General features: G+C 39.1%; 22 protein-coding genes. 21 read left to right on the top strand and 1 reads right to left on the bottom strand.

The window, feature by feature from the left end:
* Positions 1–159 precede the first annotated feature (159 nt).
* The 21 genes from rpsA (at position 160) to HRK21_RS01440 (ending at position 20,515) form a co-directional block, all read left to right on the top strand.
* Positions 160–1,305: a 30S ribosomal protein S1 gene (gene rpsA / locus HRK21_RS01540; protein ID WP_031695257.1), complete on the top strand. Its 1,146-nt coding sequence runs from the start codon at positions 160–162 to the stop codon at positions 1,303–1,305.
* A gap of 143 nt (positions 1,306–1,448) precedes the next feature.
* Entirely contained in the window at positions 1,449–2,759 is a 1,311-nt protein-coding gene (gene der / locus HRK21_RS01535) for a ribosome biogenesis GTPase Der (protein WP_003727996.1), read from the top strand.
* 22 nt (positions 2,760–2,781) lie between these two features.
* Positions 2,782–3,798 (top strand): NAD(P)H-dependent glycerol-3-phosphate dehydrogenase, encoded by a 1,017-nt coding sequence (locus HRK21_RS01530; protein WP_003728760.1) that lies wholly within the window; start codon positions 2,782–2,784, stop codon positions 3,796–3,798.
* Positions 3,799–3,900: 102 nt separating this feature from the next.
* On the top strand, positions 3,901–4,881 hold the full coding sequence (locus HRK21_RS01525; RefSeq protein ID WP_070005964.1) for a tyrosine-protein phosphatase: 981 nt from the start codon (positions 3,901–3,903) through the stop codon (positions 4,879–4,881).
* 412 nt (positions 4,882–5,293) lie between these two features.
* Entirely contained in the window at positions 5,294–5,569 is a 276-nt protein-coding gene (gene hbs, locus HRK21_RS01520; protein ID WP_003720260.1) for a non-specific DNA-binding protein Hbs, read from the top strand.
* A gap of 234 nt (positions 5,570–5,803) precedes the next feature.
* Complete coding sequence (gene folE, locus HRK21_RS01515) at positions 5,804–6,373, top strand: GTP cyclohydrolase I FolE (protein ID WP_003728758.1); 570 nt, start codon at positions 5,804–5,806, stop codon at positions 6,371–6,373.
* A 58-nt stretch (positions 6,374–6,431) separates the two neighbouring features.
* A complete protein-coding gene (locus tag HRK21_RS01510; RefSeq protein WP_070005963.1) occupies positions 6,432–7,199 on the top strand; it encodes a heptaprenyl diphosphate synthase component 1 in 768 nt (255 codons plus the stop codon).
* A 22-nt stretch (positions 7,200–7,221) separates the two neighbouring features.
* Positions 7,222–7,935 (top strand): demethylmenaquinone methyltransferase, encoded by a 714-nt coding sequence (menG, locus tag HRK21_RS01505; RefSeq protein WP_003739328.1) that lies wholly within the window; start codon positions 7,222–7,224, stop codon positions 7,933–7,935.
* Positions 7,936–7,945: 10 nt separating this feature from the next.
* The gene (hepT, locus tag HRK21_RS01500) at positions 7,946–8,911 is read left to right on the top strand and encodes a heptaprenyl diphosphate synthase component II (protein WP_069887969.1); all 966 of its coding nucleotides are present in this window, start codon (positions 7,946–7,948) and stop codon (positions 8,909–8,911) included.
* 18 nt (positions 8,912–8,929) lie between these two features.
* A complete protein-coding gene (ndk, locus tag HRK21_RS01495) occupies positions 8,930–9,373 on the top strand; it encodes a nucleoside-diphosphate kinase (protein ID WP_003737026.1) in 444 nt (147 codons plus the stop codon).
* Between the two features lie 203 nt (positions 9,374–9,576).
* Positions 9,577–10,743, top strand: a complete 1,167-nt coding sequence (gene aroC / locus HRK21_RS01490; RefSeq protein ID WP_003739326.1) for a chorismate synthase — start codon at positions 9,577–9,579, stop codon at positions 10,741–10,743.
* Between the two features lie 2 nt (positions 10,744–10,745).
* On the top strand, positions 10,746–11,843 hold the full coding sequence (gene aroB / locus HRK21_RS01485; protein ID WP_069887970.1) for a 3-dehydroquinate synthase: 1,098 nt from the start codon (positions 10,746–10,748) through the stop codon (positions 11,841–11,843).
* Positions 11,840–12,214: a chorismate mutase gene (gene aroH / locus HRK21_RS01480; protein ID WP_069887971.1), complete on the top strand. Its 375-nt coding sequence runs from the start codon at positions 11,840–11,842 to the stop codon at positions 12,212–12,214. The genes aroB and aroH overlap by 4 nt, the downstream gene beginning before the upstream one ends.
* Positions 12,214–13,296 (top strand): histidinol-phosphate transaminase, encoded by a 1,083-nt coding sequence (gene hisC / locus HRK21_RS01475; RefSeq protein WP_069887972.1) that lies wholly within the window; start codon positions 12,214–12,216, stop codon positions 13,294–13,296. Before aroH ends, hisC begins: the two co-directional genes overlap by 1 nt.
* A 21-nt stretch (positions 13,297–13,317) precedes the next feature.
* Positions 13,318–14,421, top strand: a complete 1,104-nt coding sequence (locus HRK21_RS01470) for a prephenate dehydrogenase (RefSeq protein WP_003739322.1) — start codon at positions 13,318–13,320, stop codon at positions 14,419–14,421.
* Positions 14,422–14,434: 13 nt separating this feature from the next.
* Entirely contained in the window at positions 14,435–15,721 is a 1,287-nt protein-coding gene (aroA, locus tag HRK21_RS01465) for a 3-phosphoshikimate 1-carboxyvinyltransferase (protein ID WP_069887973.1), read from the top strand.
* Between the two features lie 131 nt (positions 15,722–15,852).
* Positions 15,853–17,106 (top strand): tetratricopeptide repeat protein, encoded by a 1,254-nt coding sequence (locus tag HRK21_RS01460; protein WP_069887974.1) that lies wholly within the window; start codon positions 15,853–15,855, stop codon positions 17,104–17,106.
* Positions 17,107–17,141: 35 nt separating this feature from the next.
* Positions 17,142–17,687: a proteolytic degradation factor ReoY gene (gene reoY, locus HRK21_RS01455; RefSeq protein ID WP_003737017.1), complete on the top strand. Its 546-nt coding sequence runs from the start codon at positions 17,142–17,144 to the stop codon at positions 17,685–17,687.
* 86 nt (positions 17,688–17,773) lie between these two features.
* On the top strand, positions 17,774–18,370 hold the full coding sequence (locus tag HRK21_RS01450) for a DUF1405 domain-containing protein (protein ID WP_003739319.1): 597 nt from the start codon (positions 17,774–17,776) through the stop codon (positions 18,368–18,370).
* A gap of 86 nt (positions 18,371–18,456) precedes the next feature.
* Entirely contained in the window at positions 18,457–19,140 is a 684-nt protein-coding gene (locus HRK21_RS01445; RefSeq protein ID WP_003739318.1) for a zinc metallopeptidase, read from the top strand.
* A 109-nt stretch (positions 19,141–19,249) separates the two neighbouring features.
* Complete coding sequence (locus HRK21_RS01440; protein WP_070005962.1) at positions 19,250–20,515, top strand: BaiN/RdsA family NAD(P)/FAD-dependent oxidoreductase; 1,266 nt, start codon at positions 19,250–19,252, stop codon at positions 20,513–20,515.
* 47 nt (positions 20,516–20,562) lie between these two features.
* Here HRK21_RS01440 and pflB read toward each other — a convergent pair whose 3' ends face one another.
* Complete coding sequence (gene pflB / locus HRK21_RS01435) at positions 20,563–22,842, bottom strand: formate C-acetyltransferase (RefSeq protein WP_003739316.1); 2,280 nt, start codon at positions 22,840–22,842, stop codon at positions 20,563–20,565.
* Positions 22,843–23,005: the final 163 nt, after the last annotated feature.

Raw genomic sequence — 23,005 nt, 5'->3', positions numbered from 1 at the left:
AGTTGGAAGATCAGTTTTACAGAAGGTGCATTTGATATTTTTCTTTATTTAATCGGAATTTGCCTATCTAGAAAAACTAGTCAAACGGAGGAAGTGAGCGTGAAGGTTGCTTCTGAATTAGAAACTCCTAAAATTCGACTAACGAATGGAGGGCTACACATGTCTGAAGATTTATTTGATGTGGAAGTTAGAAATTTTGAAGAAGGAGACAAAGTCACTGGCACAGTTACAAGCGTGGAAGATAAACAAGTTTATGTTGGTATTCCAGATAGCAAACTTGATGGTGTCGTTCCAATAAGTGAACTTTCCAATATACATGTGGAGACAGCTTCTGACGTTGTGAGCGTTGGCGACACACTTGATTTGATTGTCACTAAAGTAGAAGACGATGTACTTGTTTTATCCAAAAGAAAAGTGGATGCAGAAAAAGCATCTGATGATATTAAAGCTAAATTTGAATCTGGTGAAGTGTTTGAAGCAGTAGTCAGTGATGTTGTTAAAGGTGGATTAGTTGTTGACCTTGGTGTTCGTGCGTTTGTTCCAGCTTCTTTAGTAGAAGATCATTTTGTGGAAGATTTCGCAGATTACAAAGGAACTACCCTTACTTTCAAAGTAGTAGAATTTGAACCAGAAAATAACCGTGTAATTTTAAGCCATCGTGCAGTTGTGGAAACAGAAAAAGCTAGTCAAAAGCAAGCGCTACTGAGCGAAATCAAAGAAGGCGACGTGATTGAAGGTACGGTTCAACGCTTAGCTAATTTTGGTGCATTCGTTGATATTGGTGGCGTGGACGGATTAGTTCACATCTCGCAAATTTCTTATAAACATATTGCAACACCGCAAGAAGCGCTAGAAGAAGGACAAAAAGTAACGGTTAAAGTTATTGGAATTGATCCTGAAAATGAACGTATTTCTCTTTCTATTAAAGCGACTTTACCTGGACCTTGGGACGGCATTGCCGAAAAAGCGCCAGTTGGTTCTGTTTTAGAAGGTAAAGTAGTGCGTCTCGTTACTTTCGGTGCATTTGTGGAAATTTTTGAAGGAGTGGAAGGTTTGGTTCATATTTCCCAAATCTCCCATGAACATATTGGAACACCACAAGAAGTCCTTTCAGAAGGGCAAACAGTAGAAGTGAAAGTACTTGAAGTAAATGAAGCAGATAAACGTTTATCATTAAGCATTAAAGAATTACAAGATGCTCCAGTTGAAGAAGCTGATTATGAACTTCCAGAAGAAAACACTGGATTCCAAATGAGCGATTTAATTGGTGATAAATTAAAAGGTCTTCAAAACGACGATAAATAATTGTACGTAAAAGAGCCTAGGGAGACTGTTCCCGTAGGCTCTTTTTCTTTTTCCAATCGAACTTTTCATTGCCAGTAAGCTGTTTTACTGATAAACTAAAGAAAGTTTGATAAATAGGATTCGAGAAAAAAGAAGGTGAAATAATGGCAAAACCAGTTGTAGCGATTGTCGGACGTCCAAACGTTGGCAAATCGACTATTTTTAACAGAATCGTTGGTGAACGTGTTTCCATAGTGGAAGATGTTCCCGGTGTGACACGTGACCGCATATATAATTCAGCGGAATGGCTTGGAAAAGAATTTAACATTATTGATACAGGTGGTATTGATCTTTCCGACGAACCATTCTTAGAGCAAATTCGCGCACAAGCGGAAATCGCAATTGATGAAGCAGACGTAATTATTTTTATTACCAATGGTCGTGAAGGGGTTACCGATGCAGACGAACAAGTAGCAAAAATTCTTTACCGGTCTAATAAACCAATTGTTTTAGCGATTAATAAAGTAGATAACCCAGAAATGCGAGATCAAATTTATGATTTTTATTCTCTTGGGTTTGGTGAGCCGTATCCAATTTCTGGTTCACATGGACTAGGGCTTGGCGACATGCTTGATGCTGTTCGTGCTCATTTTCCAAAAGAAGAAGAGGAAGAATATCCAGATGATACAGTGAAATTCAGTTTAATTGGTCGACCAAATGTTGGTAAATCTTCTATTCTGAATGCACTGCTTGGAGAAGATCGTGTTATTGTTTCTGATATTGCGGGTACAACTCGTGATGCAATTGATACAACTTATACTTTCGATGGCCAAGATTATGTCATGATTGATACAGCCGGAATGAGAAAACGTGGGAAAGTGTATGAAAGCACAGAGAAATATAGTGTTTTACGTGCAATGAGAGCAATTGAACGCTCGGACGTTGTTCTTGTGGTTATCAATGCTGAAGAAGGTATTCGGGAGCAAGATAAACGAATTGCTGGATATGCGCATGATGCTGGACGTGCAATTATTATTGTAGTAAACAAATGGGATGCGATTAACAAAGATGAAAAAACAATTAACGTATGGACGGAAGATATTCGGGAGCAATTCCAATTCTTAAGCTATGCACCAATTGTCTTTGTATCTGCGAAAACAAAACAACGCTTAAATAATCTATTCCCACTTATTAACCAAGTGAGCGACAACCATTCACTCCGTGTACAATCAAGTATGCTGAATGATGTTATTAGTGATGCCGTTGCAATGAACCCATCACCAATGGATAAAGGTAAACGATTGAAGATTTTCTATACAACGCAAGTGGCTGTAAAACCACCGACATTTGTTGTATTTGTTAATGATCCAGAACTCATGCATTTCTCGTATGAACGTTTCTTAGAAAATCGGATTAGAGAAGCATTTCCATTTGAAGGTACGCCAATTCGAGTAATTGCTCGTAAGCGTAAGTAAAGTTTTCGGGAGGAAAAATATAATGACACAGAAAAAAGTAGCTATTCTTGGCGCTGGAAGTTGGGGAACAGGTCTTGCACTTGTCCTAGCGGATAATAATCATAAACCAGTTATTTGGGGAAACTTAGATAAAATTGTGAATGAAATTAACGAATCGCACACGAATAGTCACTATTTGCCAGATATTATTTTACCAACTGAGGTAAAAGCGACATTGTCACTTGATGAAGCTATTGATGGGGCAGAAATTGTCGTAATTGCTATTCCAACAAATGCGATGCGTATCGTTTGTAAGCAGTTAAATGAAGCGCTAAAAGAACCAACCATTTTAGTGCATGTGAGTAAAGGTATTGAACCAGAAACAAACCTTCGAATGTCCGAAGTGATTGAAGAAGAAATTGATGCAGCTAAACGGAAGGCGCTTGTGGTTCTTTCTGGACCAAGTCATGCGGAAGAAGTTGCGCTTCGTCACCCTACAACACTTTGTGCAAGCTGTAAAGATTTAACAGCTGCTGAGATTGTTCAAGACCGTTTCATCAATAATAACTTGCGCATTTATACGAATGATGATGTGATTGGTGCGGAAATTGGTGGCGCGCTTAAAAACATTATCGCACTTGGCGCAGGAATCTCTGACGGCCTTGGTTACGGCGATAATGCCAAAGCGGCTCTAATGACTCGCGGAATGGCAGAAATCACTCGTCTCGGCGTTGCTGTTGGCTCTAATCCGCAAACTTTTTACGGGCTGACTGGTATTGGTGACTTAATCGTTACTTGCACTAGTGTACATTCACGTAATTGGCGTGCTGGTAATATGCTAGGTAAAGGCGAGAATTTAGACGAAGTATTAGAAAAAATGGGTATGGTCGTTGAAGGTGTTCGAACAGCTAAAGCAGTACATGGTTGGGCGAAAAAACTTGATATTGATATGCCGATTACCGAATCCATTTACGCGATTTTATTCGAAAATAAAGATGCTCGCGAAGCAGTGGATTTATTAATGGGTCGCAAAAAGAAAATCGAAAAAGAATCCTTTTAATAGAAAGAGTCAAAATGGGCTATCTGCTTATTTTGGCTCTTTTTTTAGGAAATATGCTAAAATGAAGCAGAAGAGCCAAATAATAAAAAGTAGGTGGAAAATATGGAAGTTACTCGTACAGAAAAGGCCGTAACATTAACATGGAAAAAAGAAGAAGTCAGCGAAGGAACATTGGTTTTTGTAAGTAATAGTCCTAACCTAGAAGCTAGTAGTGCGCCTGTTTTCAAAGTGACAAATGAAGTTGATCACTTTACGTATGAAACGAAGGATATTCCTGTTTATTTCTTTTTAAAGGAGCCAAAAGGAAATAAAACAGTTATTTCAGAACGCATTTTGCCGCTGGAAAGTGTTTTTAATTTCCGTGATATGGGTGGTTATGCCTCCAAAAATGGTAAGCATGTGAAGTGGGGGAAGCTATATCGCTCTTCTAACCTCGTGAATATAAATTTGAACGATGCAGCATTACTGCAAAAACTACATATTAAATGGATTTGTGACTTGCGTAGTAGTTCCGAAGTTCAAGCACAACCTACACCAGCAATTGAAGGTGTGCAAAATAAGCATATTCCCATTGGCACTGCCAAAAATGAAGAAACAAAACTACCAGTAACGAATGATACAACTATTTATGAACCACTGATGGGAGAAAGTTACCGCGTATTTGTACAATCAGTAGAAGGTTTTAGAGAAATTTTTACAGAAATTTTAGAGGATGCAAAAGCAGGCTTGCCGTTCGTTTTCCACTGCACTGCAGGAAAAGACCGTACAGGCGTCCTAGGGGCATTATTATTAACATTGTTAGATGTACCAGAAAAAACGATTTTCGACGATTACGCCATCACTAATCGCTATCAGGACGACATCTTACAAGAAATGGGAGGAATTGTGGCGCTCTTCTCAAGCGGAACAGAAAAAATAGATTTAGAAACTTTCCGACCTATGGCAGAAGCACGTCCTGAATATTTGGAAATTGCCTTTGACGAAATGAAAAAACAATATGGCTCAGTAGCTAACTATTTAGAAAAAGGAATCGGAATTACTGCGGCAGAAAAAGCAGCTTTTCAAAAAGAAATGTTAGAATAAAGCTAGGCTCTGAAACCTAGAGTTTTCAGGTAATAGAAGCAAATTTAACCATATTTTTATGAAAAAAGAACTATTTTAGCTAATTGTGGTGGTATCGCTTGCTATTCTAAGGCTTCCAAGTTAGTATTATGGATAACAGGTTGATACTATCACGTTTTCAAGCATTGAAAGAAAAAAGTTTGTGATTGAAAATGTTAAGAAACGGTGTCAGTTTGGCATTATTCCTTGCAGTTGTAGGGATTATGTGATAATCTTTTATCAGAATTACTGTTAAGGCTTGTAGTTAAGCCATTTCAGTCATGATTCTCCTTAGATTTCCAAAATCAAATTTTGTTTTTGGAAAAAAAGAGAAATACAGGTATATCTTGTACCTGCTTATTTTGAAGTATTCTGTGAAGGAGGTGAAAACACAATGGCAAATAAAACTGATTTAGTAAATAGCGTTGCTGAACTAGCTGATCTTTCTAAAAAAGACGCAGCGAAAGCAGTAGAAGCTGTATTCGAAACTATTCAAACTTCTTTATCTAAAGGTGAAAAAGTTCAATTAATCGGATTTGGTAACTTTGAAGTACGTGAACGTGCTGCCCGTAAAGGTCGTAACCCTCGTACTAAAGAAGAAATCGACATCCCTGCAAGTAAAGTACCAGCTTTCAAACCTGGTAAAGCGCTTAAAGAAGCTGTTAAATAAGCTACATAGACTTTTAAGCACTAACTCTAGTCTGGCCTTAATTTTATAATTAAGCTAGGCTAGTTTTTTTATGCCCATTTTTAGTGGTTTTTTGTTTTAGAAATAGGGAATATAATTAGGAAAGTAAAAAAACCCTATTATTATCACTTATCCAAGCAAATTAAATTTACCTTGAAGTTCGGCTGTGTTAAGATATACAAGGTATATAATGCTAAAAAGATAGGGGAATTAAGGATGGAGCAAATAGACAAACAAAAGATTGCTGACGCGGTAAAAGTTATTTTAGAAGCAGTAGGAGAAAATCCAGATCGTGAAGGGCTGATTGATACGCCGATGCGAGTAGCTCGTATGTATGAAGAAGTTTTTGCTGGACTGAAAAAAGATCCTTCTGTTCATTTCGACACTATTTTTGAAGAACAACATGAAGAATTAGTACTTGTGAAAGACATTCGTTTTTCGTCTATGTGTGAACATCACCTTGTCCCTTTTTTCGGAGTAGCTCATGTGGCTTACTTACCACAAAATGGAAGAGTTGCTGGTCTTAGTAAACTTGCGCGAGTCGTGGATGATGTGAGTCGTCGCCCGCAACTACAAGAACGGATTACAACGACTGTCGCAGAAATTATGATGGATAAACTAAAACCGCTGGGTGTAATGGTCATCATGGAAGCAGAGCATATGTGCATGACAATCCGCGGTGTAAATAAACCTGGAACAAAAACAATTACAAGTGCTGTTCGTGGTGCTTTTAAAAATGATGATAAGCTTAGAAGTGAAGTTTTGGCTTTAATTAAGCATAATTAAATATCCTTTATGGTATAATTTATTTTACATATTAAGGAGATTCAAAGGGGATAGTTAAATGACTTATCAGGCAAGAGAGGCTGGGCTAAAGGAAGTGGAGCAGTTGGTACATGAGCAAGCAGTCTATCAGTATTTACAAGAGAATAATGAAGGCGGGCAAATGGACAAGGATCAAATGCTATTTCTTCATGAAGCCATTTCTGGCTCTGATTTGACTGATGCCTCTGCATATCGCGTCGTTAGTGCAACGCTGTACATGATTTTAGCGCATGATACACATGAAAAAATTGATGAACCAGGAGATGTCGTACAGCTCACTCGTAAGGAACAAGAGTTGACGGTTCTCGCTGGGGATTTTTATAGTGCTCTCTATTACCGCACACTTGCTGAATTAGAAATGATTCCACTGCTTCGAGCATTGCAAAGCGGGGTTCAAGAAACAAACACGGCAAAAACCAATATTTACCAGTTACATGTCGCAACAGATGAAGAGTATTTATCTCAGCTTACGTTAACGAATGCGGCTATTTTTGCCAAGTTTGCGAAGTATTTTATGAAAGATGACACATTTATCGCGCTTGGTTGTCAGTTCTTTTTACTTAAAAGACTCCAAACAGAACTTGCTACTTACAACGAAATTGGTGCGTCTAGGTTAAAGCGTGCGTTTGATCATGGCTATTTTGCGAAGGAAGCTGTATCTAATTTTGAAAGCTGGTTAGTAGCGATTATTCGTGATGTGAAATTGGAAGTGGAGCGACTAAGAACAGAATCTGAACCGCTTTCTAACATACTGGAAAAAAGAATTATTGAAGTTCTTAACGACTGATAAATAGAAGGAGATTCGGGATATGACGGAAACTAAAGAAGAAAAAGTACATAAAGTATTTGAGAAAATTTCCCCAAGTTATGACCGAATGAATAGTGTTATTAGTTTTAAACTACATGTGAAATGGCGCAAAGAAACAATGAAGCTAATGCGTGTTCAAAAAGGGACGAATGTTCTTGATGTTTGCTGTGGCACGGCAGATTGGTCGATTATGATGGCGGAAGAAATTGGCCCAGAAGGTCATGTGACGGGGCTTGATTTCAGTGAAAATATGCTAAAAGTTGGTCGTGAGAAAGTAATCGAAGCAGATTTGCACAATGTGGAACTTATTCACGGGAATGCAATGGAATTACCTTTTCCGGATAATAGTTTTGATTACGTGACAATTGGTTTTGGGCTTCGAAATGTACCAGATTATATGCAAGTACTCCAGGAAATGTACCGTGTACTGAAACCAGGCGGACAGCTTGCGTGTATCGATACCTCTCAACCCAATATTCCAGGTTGGAAACAAGTGTTTAATGCTTATTTCCGTTACGTAATGCCAGTTTTCGGGAAGTTTTTTGCGAAAAGTTATAAAGAATATAGCTGGCTACAAGAATCAACGCGCGAGTTTCCAGGGATGGCTAGACTTGCGGAAATGTTTCAAGAAGCCGGATTTTCATACGTAAGATATATTTCACACAGTGGCGGCGCAAGTGCAACCCACTTTGGATTTAAAAAGAAGGAACAATAAGGTGGCAAGCATGAAACTTAACTTTTTATATGCGAATATGCAAAAAGACATTGACTCAGTGGAAAAAGAACTTAAAAAGGCTCTTTCTGGCGCGGCTGCTGAAACTACTTCTGATGCGGCACTTCATTTATTAGAGGCTGGTGGAAAACGAATTAGACCCATGTTCGTTTGTTTATCCGCAAGACTTGCTCCTAATGCAGACTTTGATGCAGTGAAAAATGCGAGTGTAGCGATTGAATTGATTCATATGGCATCCATTGTGCATGATGATGTGGTGGATGATGCGGATTTAAGACGTGGACGCGAGACAATTAAATCGAAGTGGGGCAACCATATTGCGATGTATACCGGCGACTTTTTGTTTGCCAAGTCACTGGAATATATGACGCAAATTAAAGACGTTGCTGCGCACAAAATGTTATCTCATGTGACGGTGGAGCTTTCTACAGGTGAAATCGAGCAATTAAAAGATAAATATAATTTTGACCAAAGTGTGCGTAATTATTTGCGCCGAATTAAACGGAAAACAGCTTTACTGATAGCAGCTAGTTGCGGACTTGGTGGCGTTGTTTCTGGTCAAAGTGAAGCCGATTATCAGAAGTTATATCGTTTTGGTTATTATGTTGGTATGGCGTTTCAAATTACGGATGATGTACTTGATTTTGTTGGAACAGAAAAAGAACTCGGTAAGCCAGCTGGGGAAGATTTAAGACAAGGAAATGTCACGTTGCCAGTGTTTTTCGCAATGGAAGACCCTTTTCTAAAAAAACGCATCAGCCAGGTTACAGAGGAAACTCCAGCAGAAGAAATTGCGGTTTTAGTGGAAGAAGTCAAAAAATCCGGAGCAAAACAGGCCGAAGATATCGCAACAGCCTACTTAAAGAAAGCTGTAGAAATACTGGATTCTTTGCCGCAAGTGCCTGAATTAAAACCATTAAAACAAATCGTTCGTGTTTTAGATAAAAGAAATTATTAACGTGAGGGAGGATTCTTTATGGAACAAACTTATGTAATGGTTAAGCCGGATGGTGTAGAACGAGGACTTATTGGTGAAATTGTCACAAGAATAGAGAAAAAAGGATTAAAAATAGTTGCTGGAAAATTAATGCAAATCGACCGCGAACTAGCTGAAAAACATTATGCTGAACATATTGGAAAATCTTTTTTCGAGGATTTAATAGGATTTATTACTTCTGGACCAGTGTTTGCGATGGTGCTAGAAGGAGACGATGCGATTGCAACAGCACGCCGAATGATGGGAAAAACAAACCCGCTAGAAGCTGACCCTGGAACAATTCGCGCTGATTATGCGATACATACAAATCGAAATGTGATTCATGGTTCGGATAGCTTAGAAAGTGCGAAACGGGAGATTCAGCTGTTTTTTGCACCGCAGGAAATTTTAAGTTATCAAAAGGCAATTGACACTTGGATTTAATATAGTATAGAGTTTAGGGAAACCTAGGCTCTTTTTTTATAGAGAAATTACCATTTCATGCGGTTTTTTGGTAAGATGAAAGAATAAAACGAAAGTATTGTTTTCTCGCGTGGCATATGTTAAGATATTACACATATACTTTAAAGCGCTAAAATATCAACGCTAGAAAATCTAGCTGAAATAGAAAAAGGAGAGATGAGCAGATGAGATACTTAACGGCAGGAGAATCACACGGACCGGGGCTTACAACAATTATTGAAGGGTTACCAGCAGGAATGCCTCTACTAGCAGAAGATGTAAACAAAGAACTAAAAAGAAGACAAGGTGGTCATGGTCGCGGCGCGCGTATGCGTATCGAAAAAGACCAAGTACAAATCACGGCAGGAATTCGTCATGGTAAAACATTAGGCGCACCTGTAGCAATGTTTGTTGAAAATAAAGACTGGAAACATTGGGAAACGGTTATGAGCATTGAGCCAGTCCCAGAAAAAAAGGAGAAATCCCGTCGCGTATCCCGTCCACGTCCTGGACATGCAGATTTAGTTGGTGGTATGAAATATGGCCATAATGATATGCGTAACGTACTAGAACGTTCTAGCGCGCGCGAAACGACTGTCCGCGTTGCAGCTGGGGCAGTAGCAAAAAAATTATTACATGAACTTGGCATTGAAGTGGCTGGTCATGTACTTGAAATTGGTGGTACGCGTGCGAACTTAACACGTGATTACTCGGTTACAGAAATCCAAGAAACATCTGAAGCTTCCCCCGTGCGTTGTTTAGATGGCGTAGCGGCTGAAGAAATGATGCAAAAAATTGATGATGCGAAGAAAAATGGCGACACTATAGGCGGTATCGTAGAAGTTGTAGTTGGCGGTGTGCCAGCTGGACTTGGTAGCTACGTACAATGGGATAAAAAATTAGATGCGAAAATCGCACGTGCGATTGTAAGTATCAATGCATTTAAAGGTGCTGAATTTGGTGTTGGTTTTGAAGCTGCTAGAAAACCTGGTAGCGAAGTGATGGACGAAATTTTATGGAGTAAAGAAGATGGCTACACAAGACGTACAAACAATCTTGGTGGATTCGAAGGCGGAATGACCAATGGCATGCCAATCGTTGTTCGTGGCGTAATGAAGCCAATTCCAACGTTATACAAACCACTTCAAAGTGTGGATATTGATTCGAAAGAAACATTTAATGCAAGTGTAGAACGTTCAGATAGTTGTGCAGTCCCTGCTGCAAGCGTAGTAGCAGAAGCTGTTGTTGCTTGGGAAGTTGCAGTTGCTGTGTTAGAAAAATTTGATGGTGACCGTTTTGACACACTTAAAAAACATGTGGAGGAACACCGAAACTTAACGAAGGAGTTTTAAACATGCCAGAAATTACAGTCCGTGCTAAAAGTAAAACATACCCAGTATATATTAATGAATTCGCATTAGAAGACGTAAGGGTAAAGTGGACAGAGAGTCTAGCTAAATTTTCCCACGTGTTTGTTTTGACAGACGAGCATGTGGCGGAACTTCATAAAGCAAAACTTGACGCAGTTCTAGCTGACTTACCCGTAGTTACTTATTATGTGGCGCCAAACGGGGAAGAAGCGAAAACGTTTCGTGTCTATGAAGATGTGATGACAAAACTGATTGAAACAGGCCTTGATCGTAAAGCGGTTTTAGTTGCTTTTGGTGGAGGCGTTATTGGTGATTTAGGTGGTTTTGTTGCCGCTACGTATATGAGAGGCATTCCTTTTTATCAGGTGCCTACGACGGTTCTTGCACATGATAGTGCCGTAGGTGGTAAGGTTGCAATCAATCATCCGCTTGGCAAAAACATGATTGGTAACTTTTACCAGCCAGAAGCAGTCATTTATGATACGCAGTTCTTTGCTACTTTACCAGAACGGGAAATGCGCTCTGGTTTTGCGGAAATGATTAAACATGCGCTTATTAGCGACCGTACGTTACTACGTGCTTTAATGGACACTTATACAGAGCCAAAAGACTTTTATACGAAAGACTTGACGCCGTTTTTACAACGCGGGATCGAAATTAAGGCAAATATTGTTGCGCAAGATGAAACGGAGCAAGGCGTGCGCGCGTATTTGAATTTCGGTCATACGTTTGGTCATGCGCTAGAAGCTTACGGGAACTTTGGTAAATGGTTACACGGTGAGGCGATTACTTATGGGATGATTTATGCGCTCACGATGAGTGAGACAATTTACGGACTGGATTTCGATTTAGCAGAATTTAAAACGTGGCTAAAACAGTTAGGCTATGATACGACATTTGATGCAACTGTTCCATTTAGTAAAATACTGGAAAATATGCGTCATGATAAAAAAACCACTTTTAATGAAATAAGTATGGTTTTACTCGAAGAAATTGGAAAACCAGTTGTTTTTAAAGCGGAAGATGATTTGATTTTTGAAACATACAAACGTGTGATGCGAAATGGAGGGAATGACATTTGAGAGCAATTCGAGGGGCAACGACAATAGAAACTAACTCACCAGAAGCAATTTATGCAGCGACGAAAGAATTATTTGAAGCAATTTTAACGCAAAATGAAATAACAGATAGTGAGCAACTAACATCCGTCATTATTACAGTGACAGAAGATATTTTTGCCGCTTTTCCAGCTAAGGCGGTGCGCGAAACACCTGGCTTTGAATATGTTCCTGTCATGGGGATGCAGGAAATTCCGGTGCCAAACTCGCTCCCGATGTGCATTCGTTTCATGGTATTCACAGATTTACATAAACCGCTCAGAGCCATTAACCATGTCTACTTGCGAGGAGCAAAAGCACTTCGCCCAGATTTAGTAAAAGAGGAGGATGCGTAATGAAATGGAAAAAATCTCTTGCAGGTCTATCTTCTTATAAACCTGGAAAACGCGAAGAAGAAGTGATGGTAGAACTTGGTTTAACGAAAATCACCAAACTATCATCCAACGAAAACCCACTAGGAACTTCTCCAAAAGTGGCGGAGCTTCAAGCAAATTCTAGTGTGGAAACAGAAATTTATCCAGATGGCTGGGCTTCTAGCTTGCGTAAAGAAGTAGCTGATTTTTATCAATTGGAAGAAGAAGAATTGATTTTTACGGCGGGTGTCGATGAATTGATTGAGCTGTTGACACGAGTTTTACTGGATACGACGAAAAATACTGTGATGGCGACACCGACATTTGTGCAGTATCGTCAAAATGCTTTAATCGAAGGCGCCGAAGTAAGAGAAATTCCACTACTTATGGATGGTGCGCATGATTTAGATGGTATGTTGAAGGCGATTGACGACAATACGACAATTGTTTGGATATGCAACCCGAACAACCCAACTGGGAATTACATTGACTTAGCAGATATCCAAGCATTTTTAGACAAAGTACCGAGTGATGTGCTCGTTGTTTTGGATGAAGCCTATATTGAATATGTGACGCCACAACCTGAAAAACATGAACATTTAATTCGGACTTATAAGAATTTAATTATTACCCGGACTTTTAGTAAAATTTATGGTTTGGCAAGTGCCCGTGTCGGTTATGGTATTGCGGATAAAGCAATCATTGAACAACTGAATATCGTTCGTCCGCCGTTTAATACGACGAGCATTGGTCAAAAATTAGCAATAGAAGCAATAAAGGATCAAGCTTTTATTGAAGCATGTCGAACTTCTAATGCAAACGGAATTAAACAATATGAAGCATTTGCAAAACGTTTTGAGCAAGTAAAACTGTATCCAGCGAATGGCAACTTTGTTTTAATAGATTTAGGAATCGAAGCAGGAACTATTTTTAGCTACTTGGAAAAAAATGGTTATATTACACGTTCTGGTGCGGCACTTGGTTTCCCAACAGCTGTTCGAATTACAATCGGAAAAGAAGAAGAAAATAGTGCGGTAATTGCACTTTTAGAAAAATTATTGTAAGTGTTTGGAGGCGTTTTTTGAATGAGAGGGACGGTAGTTATTGTTGGGCTTGGGTTAATTGGCGGTTCTATTGCCCTTGCGATTAAAGCCAAACACCCAGAAGCACATATTATCGGGATTGACGTTTCCTATCATTCGTTAGAAGTTGGAAAGTCTCTCGGCGTTATTGATGAAATTGGTGAAAGTATTTTAATAGATGGACCAAAAGCAGATTTACTTATTTTCTGTTGCCCAGTAAAAGAAACAGAACAGTTATTAACACGTTTACCTGAACTACGTTTAAAGAAAAATATAATCGTTACAGATACAGGTAGTACAAAAGGAACTATTATGGATGCCTCTGCGGCGCTTAGAGAAAGTGGCATTACATTTATTGGCGGTCATCCAATGGCTGGTTCGCATAAAAGTGGCGTTCGTGCTGCCAAAGAACTTTTGTTTGAAAATGCCTATTATTTGTTAACACCAACGAAAGATGTAGCAGAAGACAAAGTGGCCGACTTGAAAACGTGGCTGTCTGGTACAAATGCTAAATTCTTAGTATTATCACCAAATGAACATGATGAAATTACTGGCATGTTGAGCCATTTACCGCATATTGTAGCAGCAGCTTTAGTGAACCAAACGCAAAGTTTTACAGAAGAACATCCTGCAGCATTTCGACTTGCGGCGGGTGGATTTCGTGATATTACACGGGTCGCTTCTTCTGACCCAAGAATGTGGACGGACATTTCCATCAGTAACCAAAAAACGTTAACGAGACAGCTGACGATTTGGCGAGATAGTATGAACCAAGCGCTTGAGATGCTTGAAAGTGAAGACGCCAGTTCTATCTATGCCTTTTTTGATGGGGCGAAAGAATTTCGAGATTCACTTCCAGTTCACCAAGGCGGTGCGATTCCATCTTTTTACGATTTATTTGTTGACGTACCAGATTATCCGGGGGTTATTTCGGAAGTGACTAGGTATTTGGGCGAAGAAGAAATTAGTTTAACAAACATCAAGATTTTGGAAACGCGCGAAGATATTTTCGGTGTGTTACAAATTACTTTCCAATCGGATGAAGATAGGGACCGGGCGAAACGTTGCATTGAAACAAGAAGTAACTATACATGCCATTACGAATAGGAGAGAAATGACGATGAAATTAATTACAAATAAACAAGGGCTGGTTGGTGCAATCACAGTTCCTGGAGACAAATCAATGTCCCACCGTAGCATTATGTTCGGTGCCATTGCAGAAGGAAAAACGGTCATTCGTCATTTCTTACGTGCAGATGATTGTCTTGGAACAATTAAGGCATTTAAAGCATTAGGTGTGAAAATTGAAGAAACCGAAGAAGAAATTATCGTTCACGGAACTGGTTTTGACGGGCTAAAACAAGCAGAAGGTCCACTTGATATTGGTAACTCGGGAACCACGATTCGTTTAATGATGGGCATTTTAGCTGGCCGCGATTTTGACACAGTCATTTTAGGGGATGAATCGATTGCAAAACGTCCGATGAACCGTGTTATGCTACCATTACAACAAATGGGAGCAAAAATGCATGGTAAAGATGGCTCTGAATTTGCTCCAATTACAATAAGTGGGAAGCAGTCATTAAAACGGATGGAATATCATATGCCAGTTGCTAGTGCGCAAGTAAAGAGCGCGATTATTTTTGCAGCTTTACAAGCAGATGGCGAAACGATTATCCATGAAAAAGAAAAGACTCGAGATCATACGGAACACATGATTCGCCAATTTGGCGGTGAAATTGAAATGGACGGATTAACCATTCGCGTCAAAGGCGGTCAAAAATTCACTGGGCAAGAAATGACTGTGCCAGGCGACGTCTCCTCCGCAGCATTCTTTATCGTTGCTGGTTTAATCACGCCAGGTAGTGAGATTGAACTAACTCATGTTGGCTTAAATCCTACTAGAACTGGAATTTTTGATGTGGTCGAGCAAATGGGTGGAAGTTTAGTTGTTAAGGATTCTAGCAGAAGTACCGGTAAATTAGCGGGTACTGTTGTTGTTAAAACGAGCGATTTAAAAGGAACGGAAATCGGTGGCGATATTATTCCTCGTTTAATTGATGAAATTCCAGTTATTGCTCTTTTAGCAACACAAGCAGAAGGAACGACGATTATTAAAGACGCTGCTGAATTAAAAGTAAAAGAAACAAACCGGATTGATGCGGTTGCGACAGAACTAAACAAAATGGGCGCAGATATTACTCCAACCGAAGACGGCTTAATTATCCGCGGAAAAACGCCACTTCATGCAGCCAATGTAACAAGTTACGGCGATCACCGTATTGGCATGATGCTACAAATTGCAGCACTTCTTGTCGAGGAAGGCGATGTGGAATTAGAACGCCCAGAAGCAGTTTCTGTTTCTTATCCGACTTTCTTTGAGGATATTCGCTCACTTTTAAAATAATCATTTCTACCAGTGCTGTATGCTAATCCCATCAGTGCTGGTATTTTTATTTAGGAGAGGCAATCACTTTTTCTTATGGGCGAAGTAATGGTATAATAGAAAAACGACTTATTATTGAAGAAGGTGCAAACATGGAACTAGCTAATAAAATGTTACATGCGTTAGAGCATGAAGATATGGCGCTTGCGAAGAAATATTTTGATGAAGTAGTGCAAGCGGGAACAGATGAAGAACAATATTATTTAGCAGAAGAATTATTTACACTTGGATTCTTAGATGAAACGGAAGATTTATACGAACTTTTATTAGCAAAATACAAGGATGAGGGCGAGTTGCTTGTCCGTGCAGCTGAAGTAGCGCTTGAAAAAGACGATATCGACTCTGCGCAAGACTATTTAGAAAAAGTAAACAAAGAAGACGAAGCCTATATTGAAAGTTTGCTCGTATTAGCTGATTTATATCAGATGCAAGGTTTATTCGAAGTTAGTGAGCAGAAATTACTCGAAGCGAAACAAATGGCGCCAAATGAACCGATTATTGATTTCGCACTTGGGGAATATTATTTATCGCAAGCAAGATTCGCATCTGCTGTGCAGTCTTATCAAACTGCTGTGGAAGCCGGATTAACGATTATTTCGAATGGTGCGGTGTCTGTATATGAACGTATCGCTGAAGCATTTGCTGCTAGTGGGGCATTTGAAGAAGCATTATCTTACTATGAACGCGCGCTGGAAGATAAGGAATCGGTTGATACGCTTTTCGGGATGGGATTAACGGCTTATCAGGCAAAAGAGTACACAAAAGCGATTCACGCGCTCGAACATTTGCGCGAACATGATCCTTCGTACACGACGCTCTACTCTTATTTAGCGAAAAGCTACGAGGAGAACGGAGAACCGGAAAAAGCCATTGCGGTACTTCGGGATGGTTTAACGCAAGATGAATTTAATAAAGAAATGTTCTTAGAGGCTGGAAATCTTGCGGTTACGCTACGTTTGTCAGAAGAAGCAGAAGAGTTTTATCGTCAAGCAATTGTGCTGGATGAAGAATATTCGGAAGCAATTATGCAGCTGAACAAATTATTACTTGCGAAGGAAGACTACGAAGGAGTCATCGAATTAGTGGAAGGCCTTGGGGAAGAAGTTATTTCGGAACCACAAATTTTCTGGGACGTAAGTGTTGCATATCAGGAAACAGAACAATATAATAAAGCAAAAGCAAATTATGAACTAGCTTACTCGCACTTTACAAATAATCCTACCTTCTTAAAAGAATATGGTTTATTTTTAAGAGAAGAAGGAGAACACGCGAAATCACAAGAAGTTTTGCGGAATTATTTAGCACTAGAGCCAGAAGACACAGAGATTTTATCTTTATTTGATTAAACAGTAAAATGAATAAAGGAAGGGACTGAGGAAAGATGAAGGCATCCATTTCAATAGACGAGAAGAAAGATTTTATTCGCTGGTTTTTAAATAAACATCAGATGAAAACTAGAGAAGCAATGTGGGTTTTAAATTATATTGCTGGCCATGATCAAATTGTAAAATATGTTCATTTTGTTGATAATTTGGAAGGGTGTGCGCGTGGGCTTTCACTTAGTGCTCACGGCGTTGAATCCGAACCGTTCCTATTTTTTAAAGGTAACATTATGACGACCGATCCAGAAAAAGCTTTTCACGATATTCGACTAAATTGGGACGAAGAGTTGTATGTAGAACTTCACTTTGAAGAAGCAATGACTTCACCTGAATACGCGCTTGTTCGTGAAGACAATCCTTTTACAGCAGTGAAGCTTGCGGATGAGGAGAAAGAAATGGCAGATGCGCTTATCTATCAATCTGTGCACCAATTTTCAAGAGAAAAAGTATTACAACAAATCGATGAGGCGCTGGATGCACGTGATGAAGTGACTTTTCATAAGTTAGTTCGAATTTTACAGCAAATGGATACAGTAAAAGAATAAGGAATAGATCCTAGTTAGTAAGGAAATGATGCGAATGTTGTATCATTTTCTTGCTATGCTAGGATTTTTTAAGGGAGTTGGGAAATTTGTTATATAGTTTACTTGCCAATCGGTCCTTTTTACGATTACTTTTCTTTGGGAATTTACTAGGAGCGATTTATGGATACATATGGTATATACCGCAATTACAAATAACAGAACCACGTTTTTGGTTGTTTGTTCCTGATAGTCCAACAGCGTTTTTGTTCTTTACTTTGGCGCTAGTTGGTTTTCTTGGGAAAAAGCATTGGCCTTTAATGGAAGCGCTCGGATTTGTTTGTTTAGTGAAATATGGTTTGTGGGCAGTCGGGATGAATATTTTTTTTATGGTGGATCAAGGAATGCTAGTTTGGGGTTCAGTGGCATTAATTTTGACGCATGGTTTTATGGCAGTAGAAGGGATTGTTTATGCTCCATTTTATCGTTTTCGAATCGGGCATTTTATGATTGCAGCTGTGTGGGTATTTCATAATGATGTAATTGATTATGTGTTAGGTCAGATGCCGATTTATATGGGACTAGAAAAATTCGCACCAGAAATCGGATATGCGACATTTTGGCTAACAGTACTCGTTCTATGGTTTGTATATGATAAAACGATAAAAAATAAGCATTTAACATTAGAATTTCCTCATGATAAGTGAAAGAGGTTGAGTCTTAGTGGTAGTTAATTTATACTAAGAACATAAGGATATTCACCGAAAAAAAGTAGTAGGAGGAAGATGATTAAATGTCGTTTAGTCAGTATATTATTTATTTTATTATCGTCGCGGCAATCCCACTTTGGGCACAGTATAGGGTAAAAACTACCTATGCACATTATTCCAAAGTTGGTGTGGCAAATGGATTAACTGGTGCCGAGGTTGCGCGTCATATTTTGGATACCAATGGTTTAACGAATGTTCCAGTTCATGAAACAAAAGGAATGTTAAGTGACCACTACGATCCTCGAAAAAAAGCGGTTTTCCTTTCTGAAGCTAACTTCCGTGGTCGTTCTATCGCTGGGGCAGCTGTTGCAGCCCATGAAGTAGGACACGCGATTCAAGATCAGCAAGATTATGCCTTTATGCGTTTTCGTTCAGCGCTTGTTCCTGTGACAATGTTTAGTTCTAATATTTCTTGGGTGTTCTTAATTATCGGAATGCTTGCAAATATTGCTAGTTTAATGTTGCTCGGGATTATTTTAATGGCAGTAGGTGTACTTTTCCAATTAATCACGTTACCAGTTGAATTTGACGCTAGTAAACGAGCACTTGTTCAATTAGAAAGTGGCGGACTAGTCGCATCTTCAGAACTTCCACAAGCGAAAAAAGTATTAAGTGCTGCTGCAATGACTTATGTTGCTGCGATGGCCGTAGCTGTCCTGGAACTTCTAAGATTACTACTTATTTTTACGAATATGAATCGAAATTAGAAACAAAAAACCTGAGAAAAATCTCAGGTTTTTTGTTTGGTGAAAAAAGCTTGGCACTGAGCCGAATGCTTGCTATACTTATATTCGGATAAAGTAAAGGAGCGGGACAATGGATTATGATGTAATTGTCATTGGTGGCGGGCCATCTGGACTTATGGCGGCTATCAGTGCAGCAGAAAAAAATAAACGAGTATTATTAATTGAAAAAGGACCAAAACTGGGACGCAAATTAATTATGTCTGGTGGTGGACGCTGTAATGTAACGAACAGGCGACCAGCAGAAGAAATTATTAAACACATTCCTGGCAATGGTCGCTTTTTATATAGTGCGTTTCATGCATTTGATAATGAAGATATTATTCGCTTTTTTGAGAAACTTGGGGTGGCTTTAAAAGAGGAAGACCACGGCCGAATGTTTCCTGTATCGAATAGCGCGCGTTCTGTCGCTGAGGCAATGATTCAGCGAATGGAGAAATTAGGCGTGAAAATCTATATGCAAACAGCTGTGAAACAAGTGGATTATGAGGATGGACATGTAAAAGGCGTGACCTTGAAAGACGGCCAAGAAATTTCAGCGAGTGCGGTCATTGTCGCAGTTGGCGGTAAATCTGTTCCTCGGACAGGTTCGACAGGCGATGGCTACGCTTGGGCGAAAAAAGCAGGGCATACGATTACAGAACTTTATCCGACAGAAGTGCCGATTACATCCAGTGAGCCTTTTATTAAACAAAAAGTGTTACAGGGAACGTCGCTTCGTGATGTATCTCTTTCTGTTTTAAATGCAAAAGGGAAGCCGATTATAACACATCAAATGGATATGATTTTTACGCATTTTGGTGTGTCAGGGCCAGCAGCACTTCGCTGTAGTATGTTCGTCCTTCGTGAATTAAAGAAAACAGGTGCTAGTACGGTGAAGATGCGTCTTGATTTATTTCCGAATGTATCTGCTGCGGAACTTTCGAAAGATGTGTATAAATTGTTAGAAGAGAATCCGAAGAAAGCCTTGAAAAATTCGTTAAGTCCGCTGTTGCAAGAGAAAATGTTATTGTTTTTACTTGAAAAAGCAGAACTAGATGAAACGGCTGAATATAAACAAGTAAGTCCAAAAAAAATCGAGCAATTTATTCAGTTGTTAAAAGATTTTACTTTTGAAGTGAATGGTACACTTGATTTTGAAAAGGCATTTGTGACTGGTGGAGGGGTTTCTGTGAAGGAAATTAAACCGAAAGAGATGCAGTCGAAGTTGATGGAAGGATTATTTTTCTGTGGGGAAATACTGGATATCAATGGTTACACAGGTGGATATAATATTACTTGTGCACTAGTGACCGGGCACACAGCAGGAGCTTATGCGGCGGAAGTTTCGAATGCATAAAAAAAAGAACCAAATCTGTTATTTGCAGATTTGGTTCTTTTTTCTTATTAACCGATTAATTTTTCGTGGAACATTCTTTGGCAAAGTTCCATTTTTTGTTCTTCATTTAGATCTTTCGTATTTAAGCAATAACCGCTGATACGTAAGATTACTGGGATACCAGCTTTGATTTTTTCGATTACTTCGTCGTGGTTAAGAACGTTTAAGTTGATGTGTTGACCACCTTTTGTGAAGTAACCATCTAAAATACCAACAAGGTTATGGTGTTGTTCTTCGGTTGTTTTACCGAACATTTTTGGCGCTCCTTGGATAGTTAAGGAAATTCCGTCATTTGCATAGTGGAATGGTAATTTAGAAAGACTAGCAAGGTTATCTAAGAAACCACCTTTTGCTTTGTTAGAAGGGTTAGCTCCTGGGCTGAAGAATTCTGGTTCTTTGACGATTTTGCCATTTTCATCAAATACAGGTCCTTTGTGCACGGGGGAGTTACCACATTGTTTTGAGTAAGCAACATTAGAAGTAATTGTTAGAACAGAAACAGTTGCTTCGCTATCTTTGTAAAGTTTATGGGAGTCTAATTTGTCTTTGAACATTTTAAGAACCATTACAGCGATATCGTCGGCACGGTCATCATTTTCACCGTAACGAGGGAAGTCGCCTTCTACTTCATAGTCATACACAAAGCCATCTTCGTCGCGGATAGTTTTTACTTTAGCGTGTTTGATGGCACTTAGGCTATCTACTACGTTAGCGAATCCACAAATACCGAATCCCATGTTGGCTGTTACTTTAGATGGTAAGAAGGCCATTTGCATGCTTTCGTAGTTATATTTGTCTGTCATAAAGTGAATAATGTTCATTGCATCTACGTAAGTGTCTGTTAACCAGTCCATGGATTTATCGAATTTTTCTAGTACTTCTTCGTATTCAAGGTATTCAGTTGTAATTGGCTCTACTACATCGAATACTTGGTTTTTGTGAAGGTCATCTTTACCACCGTTGATAGCTCCAAGAAGACATTTAAGTACGTTGACACGAGCACCGAAATATTGCAGGTTATGTGTTTCGCCTTTGTCTTTGTCTGCTTCTGGGTTAAGTGGGCTAACACAACAACTGATACATTGCATGTCGCCGTAGCCTTCTTCTTGCATTAATTTATCATTTTCGTATTGAATAGAGGAATGTTTCACGCTCATTTTCATACAATATTCTTTAAAGCTTTCTGGCAAACGAGCATCCCATAGGACAGTTAAGTTTGGTTCCGCTGAGTTTCCTAGGTTATCTAGGCAATGTAAGAAACGATAATCTGTTTTTGTGACACGATGACGACCGTCTGCGCCCATACCAGCCATAGAAGTTGTAACGAAGGTTGGGTTGGAAGCATAAAGTTCGTTGTAACCATCTGTTCTTGCAAAACGAACCATTCTTAATTTAAGGGTTAATTGTTCGATTAATTCTTGCGCATCGAATTCAGTGATTATACCTTTTTCTAGATCGCGTTGGATGTAGATATCAAGGAAAATCGGAATACGACCGAATGAACTTGCAGCACCGTTTGCTTGTTTAATAGAAGCAAGGTAGCCCATATAAGTCCATTGTACTGCTTCAGTTGCATTTTCAGCTGGACGTCCAAGTTCTAAACCGTATTCGTTACCTAAAACGATTAAGTCTTTCAGTGCTTTGATTTGTAACCAAATTTCTTCACGTAAACGAATATTTTCATCAGAAGAAATCGCAATTTTTTTCAAGTCTTGTTGTTTTTCTGCGATTAGGCGATCCACACCGTAAAGTGCTGGTTTTTGGTATAAGCCGATGATTCTTCCACGAGAGTAAGCATCAGGAAGACCACTAACGATATGTGAGTGACGCGCACGTTTGATATCATCTGTATATGCTCTGAAAATACCATCGTTTGCTGTAGAACGATTTTTTACGTAGAAGTCATGTAATTCTTGGTCAATCGAATAGCCGTTGTCTGTTAAACATTGTTCTGCTGTTCTAAGGCCACCATTTGGCATAAAGGCTAGTTTGAATGGTTTGTCTGTTTGTAAACCAACAATAACTTCATTTTCTTTGTCCACATAACCAGCTTTGTGAGACGCAACATTAGATACGATAGCATTATCCATATCAAGTACGCCACCTTTTGCGTCCATTTCTTCTACCAGTTTATTTATTTTTTCATTTAGTTTTGTTGTTCTTGGTGTGCTCTTTTCTAAAAAGCTTTCATCGCCATCGTAAGGAGTGTAGTTGTCTTGAACGAATTGTCCTACACTAATGCTTTCTTGCCATGCGGTTCCTTTAAAACCATCCCATGCTTTTGTCATTATAATTTCCTCCTTCAATTGTGTTCCTTTTCACTTAAAGCCAGAAACTTGTTCTTAGAATCTTTCTTCATTGAACAGCATACTCCTTTGTGAAAACGAAAACAATATAAAATCAGAAAGAAAATAAATTTCTTTTATATAACTAGAAAAGGCTTTCAGTGGC

The sequence above is a fragment of the Listeria monocytogenes genome, from assembly GCF_013282665.1.
GTDB classification, from domain to species: domain Bacteria; phylum Bacillota; class Bacilli; order Lactobacillales; family Listeriaceae; genus Listeria; species Listeria monocytogenes_C.
Note: the sequence above shows the minus strand (reverse complement) of the source record. Positions and strands in the feature narration are given on the sequence as shown.